At 73.2% G+C, this 8906-nt stretch carries 11 protein-coding genes; 8 read left to right on the top strand and 3 right to left on the bottom strand.

The features are described from left to right. The 3 genes from NH339_RS15920 to fdhD form a co-directional block, all read left to right on the top strand. A partial coding sequence (locus NH339_RS15920) for a molybdenum cofactor guanylyltransferase (RefSeq protein WP_253027005.1) occupies positions 1-322 on the top strand: 322 nt, incomplete at its 5' end. Beyond that, the gene (locus tag NH339_RS15915) at positions 322-606 is read left to right on the top strand and encodes a DUF6457 domain-containing protein (protein ID WP_253027004.1); all 285 of its coding nucleotides are present in this window, start codon (positions 322-324) and stop codon (positions 604-606) included. The genes NH339_RS15920 and NH339_RS15915, both read left to right, overlap by 1 nt. Next, positions 603-1424, top strand: coding sequence for a formate dehydrogenase accessory sulfurtransferase FdhD (gene fdhD, locus NH339_RS15910; RefSeq protein ID WP_253027003.1), 822 nt, complete (start codon positions 603-605; stop codon positions 1422-1424). Before NH339_RS15915 ends, fdhD begins: the two co-directional genes overlap by 4 nt. Positions 1425-1454: 30 nt before the next feature. Here fdhD and NH339_RS15905 read toward each other — a convergent pair whose 3' ends face one another. Continuing rightward, positions 1455-2972 carry an OFA family MFS transporter gene (locus tag NH339_RS15905; RefSeq protein WP_253027002.1) on the bottom strand — a complete coding sequence of 506 codons (1518 nt, stop codon included), beginning with the start codon at positions 2970-2972 and terminating at the stop codon, positions 1455-1457. A 168-nt stretch (positions 2973-3140) separates the two neighbouring features. Here NH339_RS15905 and NH339_RS15900 point away from each other — a divergent pair, with 168 nt between their 5' ends. From NH339_RS15900 to NH339_RS15885, 4 genes are read left to right on the top strand one after another with little or no spacing between them, the layout of a single operon-like run. After that, positions 3141-4418, top strand: coding sequence for a magnesium transporter MgtE N-terminal domain-containing protein (locus tag NH339_RS15900; RefSeq protein ID WP_253027001.1), 1278 nt, complete (start codon positions 3141-3143; stop codon positions 4416-4418). Beyond that, on the top strand, positions 4411-5037 hold the full coding sequence (locus NH339_RS15895; protein ID WP_374208332.1) for a DUF1003 domain-containing protein: 627 nt from the start codon (positions 4411-4413) through the stop codon (positions 5035-5037). Before NH339_RS15900 ends, NH339_RS15895 begins: the two co-directional genes overlap by 8 nt. A gap of 49 nt (positions 5038-5086) precedes the next feature. Beyond that, positions 5087-6253, top strand: a complete 1167-nt coding sequence (locus NH339_RS15890) for an Mrp/NBP35 family ATP-binding protein (protein ID WP_253027000.1) — start codon at positions 5087-5089, stop codon at positions 6251-6253. A 19-nt stretch (positions 6254-6272) separates the two neighbouring features. Continuing rightward, complete coding sequence (locus NH339_RS15885; protein ID WP_253027007.1) at positions 6273-6581, top strand: sec-independent translocase; 309 nt, start codon at positions 6273-6275, stop codon at positions 6579-6581. A gap of 33 nt (positions 6582-6614) precedes the next feature. Here NH339_RS15885 and NH339_RS15880 read toward each other — a convergent pair whose 3' ends face one another. Beyond that, positions 6615-7484 (bottom strand): hypothetical protein, encoded by an 870-nt coding sequence (locus NH339_RS15880; protein WP_253026999.1) that lies wholly within the window; start codon positions 7482-7484, stop codon positions 6615-6617. Beyond that, positions 7484-8074 (bottom strand): RNA polymerase sigma factor SigE, encoded by a 591-nt coding sequence (gene sigE, locus NH339_RS15875; protein WP_067855790.1) that lies wholly within the window; start codon positions 8072-8074, stop codon positions 7484-7486. The genes NH339_RS15880 and sigE overlap by 1 nt, the downstream gene beginning before the upstream one ends. 192 nt (positions 8075-8266) lie before the next feature. Between sigE and NH339_RS15870 the strand changes: the two genes are divergently transcribed. Beyond that, positions 8267-8896, top strand: a complete 630-nt coding sequence (locus NH339_RS15870; protein ID WP_253027006.1) for a class I SAM-dependent methyltransferase — start codon at positions 8267-8269, stop codon at positions 8894-8896. The last annotated feature ends 10 nt before the right edge of the window (positions 8897-8906 follow it).

Raw genomic sequence — 8906 nt, 5'->3', positions numbered from 1 at the left:
CCGGGCGCTGGCCCCGGGCGCGCCCGTCGTGGTGCTCGCAGCCGACCTGCCTCGGGCGGCCGAGCTCGTCGACGCCCTCCTGGGTGCACCGCGTCCGGCTGGGGCGCTCGTCGTGGCCGACGCCACAGGCCGCGCCCACTGGACGTCGGCCCTGCTCTCGGCGGACGCCGCCGACGTGGTCCGCGCGCTGCCCGACCTCGTCGACGCGTCGCTGCGACACCTCTTCGACCACCTCGACGTCGTGCTGGTCCCCTCCCCCGACGGCGCCACGCACGACCTCGACTCCCCCGCCGACCTCGACGCCCTGCAGGAGGACCACTGATGAGCGACCGCGACGAGACCATCCAGACCTGGTGGCACGAGCTGTGCTCGGAGCTGGGCGTCGACGACCCCGGCACCGACGCGGAACGGGTCCTCGAGCTCGCCGCCGTCGCCGCGCACGCCGTGGTCCGCCCGGCGGCACCCTTGACCACCTTCCTGGCGGGGTACGCGGCCGGGCTGGCGGGAGGCGGCGAGGACGCCGTCCGGCGCGTCGTGGCACAGGCACAGCTGCTCGCCGAGACCCGCGGCGGCGCCGAGGACGACACCACCGGGTCCCCGTCATGACGAAGCCCGTCCAGCGACGCCGGATCCAGCACGTCGAGGTCGGTGTGGGCGTGACGCCGCGGCACGACTCGCTCGCCGCGGAGGAGCCTCTCGAGATCCGCGTGGCCGGCGCGTCGTTCGCGGTGACCATGCGCACCCCCGGCCACGACTTCGACCTGGTCGCCGGCTTCCTCGTCTCCGAGGGCGTCGTCGCACGCACCGACCAGCTGCACGCCATGCGGTACTGCGCGCCGGAGCAGGACGAGAACACCTACAACGTCATCGACGTCGGCGTCAGCGGTCCGGGTGCGCTCGTCGCCGCGAGCCGGGAGCGGCACGTGTACACGTCGAGCTCGTGCGGGGTCTGCGGCCTCGCGTCGATCGACGCCGTCGCCACGACCTCGGCGTTCGACGTGGCGGCGGACGACGTGCAGGTCGACGCCGCCGTGCTCGCCGCCCTGCCCGACCGGCTGCGCGAGCAGCAGGCCGTGTTCGAGCGCACCGGCGGCCTGCACGCGGCGGGGCTGTTCGGCACCGACGGCACGCCGCTCGTGGTGCGCGAGGACGTGGGCCGGCACAACGCCGTCGACAAGGTCGTCGGCCAGGCGCTGCGGGAGGACCGCCTCCCGCTCACCGGCACGGTGCTGCAGGTGTCGGGGCGGGCGTCGTTCGAGCTGGTGCAGAAGGCGGCCATGGCCGGCATCCCGGTGCTGGCCGCCGTGAGCGCGCCGTCGTCGCTCGCGGTCGACCTGGCCGAGCGGCTGGGCGTGACCGTGGTCGGCTTCTCGCGCGGCAGCAGCTTCAACGTCTACACCCGTCCCGAGCGCGTCGTCGCCTGACCGACGCGCCCGGGCCGGGCGCCGCGGCGCTCAGAACAGGGCCGAGGCCTTCACGACGGTCTCGTACACGCCGTAGACCAGCGGGACCCCGACCACGAGCCACGCCACCACCGCGAGCGGCGTGATGCCCTCGGCGGTCGTGTCCTCGCCCTGCGCGGAGGCCGGCGTGTGCTCGGCGGTCGGCTCCGCGCCGTGCGGCTCGTGGAAGCGCGACGCCACCGGCCGCACCAGGAGGTTGGCGACGAAGCCGACGGCGAGCACGCCGACCATGGTGAGCAAGGCCGGACGGTAGTCGGCCGCCGTGAGGGCTCCCGGCTCTCCCCTGGCGTCCAGGAAGCCGTTGACGATCAGCGGTCCCGCCACGCCGGCCGCGGACCAGGCGGTCAGCAGACGGCCGTGGATGGCGCCCACCTGGAAGGTGCCGAACAGGTCGCGCAGGTACGCCGGGATCGTCGCGAAGCCGCCGCCGTAGAAGCTGAGGATGAACCCGGCGAGGACGACGAACAGCACGGTCGAGCCCGAGCCGCCGAGCGCGAGCGTCGCGTAGAGCACGATGCCGACGCCGAGGTAGAGGACGTAGATGTTCTTGCGGCCCACGACGTCGGACGTCGAGGACCACACGAAGCGGCCCGCCATGTTGCACAGCGAGAGGAAGCCGACGAAGCCGGCCGCGGCGGCTGCCGCCACCGTCGAGTCCTGGCCCTCGCGGAAGAAGTCCTGGATCATCGGCGCGGCCTGCTCCAGGATGCCGATGCCGGCGGTCACGTTGCAGAACAGCACCACCCAGAGCAGCCAGAACTGCGGCGTGCGGACGGCGTTGTTGGCCGACACGCTCTCCGTCGTGACGAGCGCCTTCTTCTTCACGGTCGACGGGTCGAAGCCACGCGGCGCCCACCCGTCCGCCGGCACCCGCACGAGCCACGCACCGAACAGCATGACGACCAGGTACACGAGGCCGAGCGTCACGAACAGCTTCGCCACCGCCGAGCCGGAGGCCAGTCCGGTGGCGGTGTCGTAGGAGGAGTCGTACCAGCCGAGCAGCGTGCTCGACAGCGGGCTCGCGATCATCGCGCCGCCGCCGAAGCCCATGATCGCCATGCCGGTCGCGAGACCGGGGCGGTCCGGGAACCACTTGATGAGCGTCGAGACCGGCGAGATGTAGCCGATGCCCAGGCCGATGCCGCCGATCACGCCGTAGCCGAGGTACAGCAGCCACAGCTGGCTCGTCGCGATGCCGAGCGCACCCACGAGGAAGCCGGTCGCCCAGCAGGTGGCGGCCGCGACCATGGCGCGGCGCGGCCCTCCGGTGTCGACCCAGGTGCCGAACACGGCAGCCGAGACGCCCAGCATGACGATGGCGATCGAGAAGACGACGCCCACCGCGGTCAGGCTGGTGTCGAAGTGCTCGACCAGCGAGGCCTTGTAGACGCTGGTCGCGTACACCTGGCCGATGCACAGGTGCACCGCCAGCGCGGCCGGCGGGATGAGCCAGCGGTTGAAGCCGGGGCCGGCGACGGTGCGCTCCCGGGCCAGGACGCTCGTGGACATGGTTCCCCCTCGTCTGGTGGGACGGCCAGGCCGCCTGTGACGTGCGTCTCGAAGCGTACGAGAGGACGCGCCGGTCCGCGCGTCGGGCGGCGACCGGGGCACGGCCGGGAGCGGACGGCTGGGACCGGGCGGGCGGGCCGCACGACGTCGAGCCTCTACCCTGGGCAGGTGACCTCGAGCCCCGGACGCATCTTCCTGTCGCGCATCGTCGGACAGGACGTCTTCGACCCCGCGGGCGACCAGGTCGGCAAGCTGCGCGACGTCGTCGTGGCGCTGCGGGGCCCCCGCCGACCGCGCGTCGTGGGCCTCGTCGTCGAGGTGCTCGGGCGCCGCCGGGTGTTTCTGCCGATCGGTCGGGTGACCTCGCTCGACTCCGGCCAGGTCATCACCACCGGGGTGCTCAACATGCGTCGCTTCGAGAAGCGCAGCACCGAGACGCTCGCGATCCACGAGCTGCTCGACCGCACGGTCACGCTGCCCGACGCCCGCACCGGCACCGTCTACGACCTGGCGATGGAGCAGGACACCCGCCGCGACTGGTACCTCGGCTCGGTGGCGGTCCAGGAGTCCGGCAAGCGGTTCGGACGCCGCGGAGCCACCCACGTCGTGCAGTGGGACGAGGTCACCGGCCTCGTCGGCCAGGAGCCCGGCCAGGGCGCCACGCACCTGCTGGCCACGATGGACGAGATGCGTCCGGCCGACCTGGCGAACGCCCTGCTCGACCTGCCGACGAAGCGCCGCGCCGAGATCGTGGGCGAGCTGGTCGACGAGCGGCTCGCCGACGTCCTGGAGGAGCTGCCCGACAGCGTCCAGGTGGAGGTGCTGGGCGTCCTCGACCCCGAGCGGGCGGCCGACGTCCTCGAGGAGATGGACCCCGACGACGCGGCCGACCTGCTCGGTGAGCTGCCCCCCGCCACGTCGGAGCAGCTGCTCGCGCTCATGAAGCCCGAGGACGCCGAGGACGTGCGTCGCCTGCTGACCTACGAGGACCGCACGGCCGGCGGCATGATGACGACCGAGCCCGTCATCCTCCCGCCGGACGCGACGATCGCCGAGGCGCTGGCCCGGCTGCGCGAGCCAGAGCTGGGCCCGGCGCTCGCGTCGATGGTCTACGTGTGCCGCCCGCCGCTGGAGACGCCGACCGGTCGCTTCCTCGGCATCGTGCACTTCCAGGCCCTGCTGCGCGAGCCGCCGTCGACGCTCGTCGGAGGTCTCGCCGACAACGACATCGACTGGCCCCGGCCCGACGCCAGCCTCGAGCACGTCGCGAACCTGCTCGCGTCCTACGACATGCTCGCGCTCCCCGTGGTCGACGAGACGAGCCACCTGCTGGGCGTCGTCACCATCGACGACGTCCTCGACCACCTGCTGCCCGAGGGCTGGCGCGAGCGCGACAGCGACCGCACGCGCGACGAGACCCCGCAGGGGGTGGGTCAGCGTGGCTGAGCGCTCCCGCGACGGCGGCCGCCACGACCGCGAGCAGGCGCGACGCGACCGCGAGCAGGCCCGCCGCGACCGCGACCGCCTCGACCAGCCCCGCGAGCGCGGACGGCGGCGCACGTTGCGGCCGCGCTCGGGCGACACCGACCGCTTCGGCCGCTTCGCGGAGTCGTTCGCCCGCTACATGGGCACGGCGCGCTTCCTCATCTGGATGACGATGCTCATCCTCGTCTGGGTCGTGTGGAACGTGCCCTACGGCCCGGAGCGGCCGCGCTGGGACGAGTACCCGTTCATCTTCCTCACGCTCATGCTGTCGCTGCAGGCGTCCTACGCGGCACCGCTGATCCTGCTCGCGCAGAACCGCCAGGAGGCGCGCGACCGCGTGCAGCAGGAGCAGGACCGCCGCGCCGACGCCCAGTCGCACGCCGACATGGAGTTCCTCGCCCGCGAGGTCGCGAGCCTGCGGCTCGGCCTCGGCGAGGTCGCCACGCGCGACTTCCTGCGCTCGGAGCTGCGCGACCTGCTCGAGTCGCTGCAGGAGCAGCCCGACGACGGCGAGGACGGCAGCCCCGAGGCCGGCCCGGACGTCCGCGGACGGGGCCGCTCCGGCCCTCGCGGTCACTGAGGCTCGCCTGCGGCACACCGGTGCGGGGGTCGCCCGTACGATGGGAGCCATGGCTTCCGTCCCCACCGAGGAGCAGGTCCGCGAGGCTCTCGCCAGCGTGGTCGACCCCGAGATCAAGCGTCCTGTCACCGAGCTCGGCATGGTCGACACCGTCACGATCGACGACACGTCGATCACGGTCCGTCTCCTGCTCACCGTCTCCGGCTGCCCGCTGAAGGACACGCTGACGCGTGACACCACGGCCGCTGTCGAGAAGATCGCCCCCACGCACACGGTCCACGTCGACCTCGGCGTCATGACCGACGAGCAGCGCAAGAGCATGCGCGAGATGCTCCGGGGAGGCCAGACCGAGCGCGAGATCCCCTTCGCCCAGCCCGGCTCGCTGACCAAGGTGTACGCCATCGCGTCGGGCAAGGGCGGGGTCGGCAAGTCGTCGGTCACGGTCAACCTGGCCGTCGCCATGGCCCGCAGCGGACTGAAGGTCGGCATCGTCGACGCCGACATCTACGGCCACTCGATCCCCGACATGATGGGCGTCGGCGACCGCCGGCCCACCCAGGTCGACGACATGATCCTGCCGGTGCCGGTCGAGGTCCCCGACTCCCCCGGCGCGCCGGACGTCAAGGTCATGAGCATCGGCATGCTGAAGCCCAAGCGCGACCAGGTCGTCGCCTGGCGCGGCCCGATGCTCGACCGCGCGCTCGTGCAGATGCTCAGCGACGTGTTCTGGGGCGACCTCGACGCGCTGCTGCTCGACCTGCCGCCTGGCACGGGCGACATGGCCATCAGCCTGGGCCAGCACCTCGCCAACGCCGAGGTCGTCGTGGTCACGACGCCGCAGCAGGCCGCCGCCCAGGTGGCCGAGCGCGCCGGCACGATGGCCTCGATGATGCACCAGCGCGTCGTGGGCATCGTCGAGAACATGTCCTACCTGGTCACGCCGGGCGGCGAGCGCCTCGAGGTGTTCGGCAGCGGCGGCGCCGACGCCGTCGCGAAGACCCTGGGCGAGCGGCTCGGGCACGACGTGCCGGTGCTGGGCAAGGTGCCCCTGGAGGAGCAGCTGCGCGTCGGTGGCGACGACGGTCGCCCGATCGTGGCCACCCACCCGGGCAGCGAGTCGGCGAAGGTCCTGCAGCAGGTGGCGGACTCGCTCACCGGACGCTCCCGAGGCCTGGCCGGCATGCAGCTGGGCCTCGCCCCCGTCGGTCGACTCTGAGGCACCCGACGTGCTCGGGATGGGCTGGCCGGAGATCGGCCTGATCCTCGTCGTCGGTCTGCTGCTGTTCGGCCCCGACAAGCTGCCCGGCATGGCCAAGCAGGCCGGGCAGTTCGTCCGCACGGTCCGCCAGATGGCCGAGAACGCCAAGAACGACCTCGGGCGCGAGATGGGCCAGGACTTCTCCGAGCTGAACCTGCGCGACCTCGACCCGCGCGAGGTCGTCCGCCGGCACGTCCTCGACCAGCCCGGAGAGCCCGCGCCCGTCCGTCAGGACCGCATCCTGCGTCCGGGCGAGGTCCCGCCCCACGACGACGAGGCCACCTGAGCCGACGTCCGCCCCCGCCGGGAGCGGACGGGCTCAGACGGTGAGCCAGCCCGTGAGCCGGTCGAGCCCGTGGCCGACACGCTCGCGCAGACCCGGCCGCGGCGCGGCGGCCGGGAGGTCGCCGAGGGCGGGCACGAGTCGCGCGTCGTCCACGTCGGTCACCACCGTGTAGACCACGCCCTCGGCGTCCCAGACGACGGTCCGCATCCCTGGCTGGTCCCGGACCCAGACCTCGTGGTCGCCCAGCCGGCGCTGCGCGAAGCCGTGCAGCCGGTCGGTGTCGAGCGCCCCGGTCTGCTCGTGCAGCTCCAGGCGGCCCGTGCCGTCGGTGTAGGTCAGGCTGACGGCGCCCTCGGCCTGCAACCGCCCCTCGACCCGTTCGAGGTCGTGACCGAGGGTGCCGTGGCAGGGCCAGCCGTTGGCCGTCAGGTCGGCCATGCGGGCGGTCGTCATGACGTCCTGCCCGTTGCTCGCGGGGCGGACGGTGTCGCCCCCGCCCACGGCTGCCGCCCGGAAGTCGGCGGCGTACGTGTCGACCGGCGGCACCACGGCGTCGCCCAGACCACGGCCGGGGGCGCCCGCCACGTACGCCATCAGCACGACGGCGAGCGAGGCGCCCACCACGACGCCGCTCGCGCCCCAGACCGCCGAGTGGAGCACACGCGTCCAGAGGGGCGGGGGCTGCGGCGCCGGCGTGCGGGGCAGCTCCGAGAGCGAGGCGAGCAGCGAGGCCGGCGGTCGGACGTCGGACGTCGCCTGCATGCGCATCTTCAGGTGCCGCTGCTGCGCGACGGCCTCGCGGCAGCGGGCGCAGTCCTGGACGTGACGTGAGGCCGCCTCCGTGGCATCGGGCGAGAGCTGCCCGTCCACGAAGGCGGCGACGTCGGCGTCCAGGTGGGCCATCAGGCTCCTAGGGCTCCGAAGACACGGGTACGACCGGCGGTCGGCGCACGGTGGGCCAGCGCCTGACGCAGCTGGGTGCGCCCGCGGTGGATCCGGGACCGGACGGTGCCGATCTTGACGCCGAGGACGTCGGCGATCTCCTCGTAGGAGAGACCCTCGACGTCGCACAGCACCACCGCGACGCGGAACTCCTCGGTGAGCGAGGACAGGGCGGCCTCGATGTCGGGGTCGAAGCCGGCGTCGTGCACGAACGCCTCGGGCAGCTGCTCGCGGCCCTCGAGGCGGTCCTCGGCGCCGTCGGTGAAGCCGTCCATGCGCAGCTTGCTCGAGCGGCGGACCCGGTCGAGGAACAGGTTGGTCGTGATCCGGTGGATCCAGCCGTTGAAGTTGCCCGGCTCGTAGCGGTCGAGCGAGCGGAAGACGCGGACGAAGACGTCCTGGGTGAGGTCCTCGGCGTCCTGCCGGTTGCCGGTGAGCCGGTAGGCGAGGCGGTACACCCGCGGGGAGTGCTCCTCCACGATGCGGTCCCAGGACAGGTCGGCGCCCGTCTCCAGGGTCGCGGCCTGCATGCTCACGTCGTCGTCCTTCATGTCGTCGATCGTTCCGTCGTCTCCTGAGAGAACGCCCAGAGGACGCTGACGGTTCCCCCTTGATCATCCCGGGTCGCGTGGGCCGGCGCGACACGGATCCCGCCCGGCGGTGCAGCGGCACGGGAGGGCCTGCGCTCACTATGCTTCTGACCGAGCCGGTACCCGTCCGGCCCGGTCAGCCGAGGAGCCATCATCACCAGCGAAGCGAGCCTGCAGTACGTCGAGGGCTACCAGGACGAGGACGACCACCTCGCCGAGGCGCGTCGACGCGCGGACGAGGTCGGCGTGACCCCGATCGGTCCGGCCGGCGGCGCCACCCTGCGCTTCCTGGCCTCCGTGCTCGACGCCCGCGCGGTCGCCGAGGTCGGCACCGGCACCGGCGTCTCGGGCCTGTGGCTGCTGCGTGGCATGGCGCCCGACGGCGTCCTCACGTCGGTCGACCTCGAGGCCGAGCACCAGCGGCACGCCCGTCAGGTGTTCTCCGCGGCCGGCTTCGCACCGCAGCGCTTCCGCCTGATCGCGGGCTCGGCGCTCGACGTCATGCCCCGGCTCACCGACGACGGCTACGACCTCGTGTTCGTCGACGGCGACAAGGTCGAGTACGGCGAGTACCTGGAGCAGGCCCTGCGCCTCGTGCGCCCGGGTGGCGTCGTCGTGTTCGACAACGCGCTCTGGCACGACCGGGTGGCCGACCCCGAGCGTCGCGACGCCGAGACGGTCGCGATCCGCGAGCTGCTCACGCAGGCGGCGACCGACGAGCGCCTGGTGCCGACCCTGCTGCCCGTCGGCGACGGCCTGCTGGCCGCGCGCCGCGTCGGCTGACCCGCCCCCG

The organism is Aeromicrobium sp. CnD17-E (genome assembly GCF_024124745.1).
Classification (GTDB): Bacteria; Actinomycetota; Actinomycetes; order Propionibacteriales; family Nocardioidaceae; genus Aeromicrobium.
Note: the sequence above shows the minus strand (reverse complement) of the source record. Positions and strands in the feature narration are given on the sequence as shown.

What these genes read in the sequence shown, in the direction of transcription:
- NH339_RS15905 (WP_253027002.1), bottom strand. Translation starts at nt 2,972, where the DNA reads ATGTCCACGAGCGTCCTGGCCCGGGAGCGCACCGTCGCCGGCCCCGGC.
- NH339_RS15890 (WP_253027000.1), top strand. Translation starts at nt 5,087, where the DNA reads ATGGCTTCCGTCCCCACCGAGGAGCAGGTCCGCGAGGCTCTCGCCAGC.
- NH339_RS15885 (WP_253027007.1), top strand. Translation starts at nt 6,273, where the DNA reads ATGGGCTGGCCGGAGATCGGCCTGATCCTCGTCGTCGGTCTGCTGCTG.
- NH339_RS15915 (WP_253027004.1), top strand. Translation starts at nt 322, where the DNA reads ATGAGCGACCGCGACGAGACCATCCAGACCTGGTGGCACGAGCTGTGC.
- fdhD (WP_253027003.1), top strand. Translation starts at nt 603, where the DNA reads ATGACGAAGCCCGTCCAGCGACGCCGGATCCAGCACGTCGAGGTCGGT.
- NH339_RS15880 (WP_253026999.1), bottom strand. Translation starts at nt 7,484, where the DNA reads ATGGCCCACCTGGACGCCGACGTCGCCGCCTTCGTGGACGGGCAGCTC.
- sigE (WP_067855790.1), bottom strand. Translation starts at nt 8,074, where the DNA reads ATGAAGGACGACGACGTGAGCATGCAGGCCGCGACCCTGGAGACGGGC.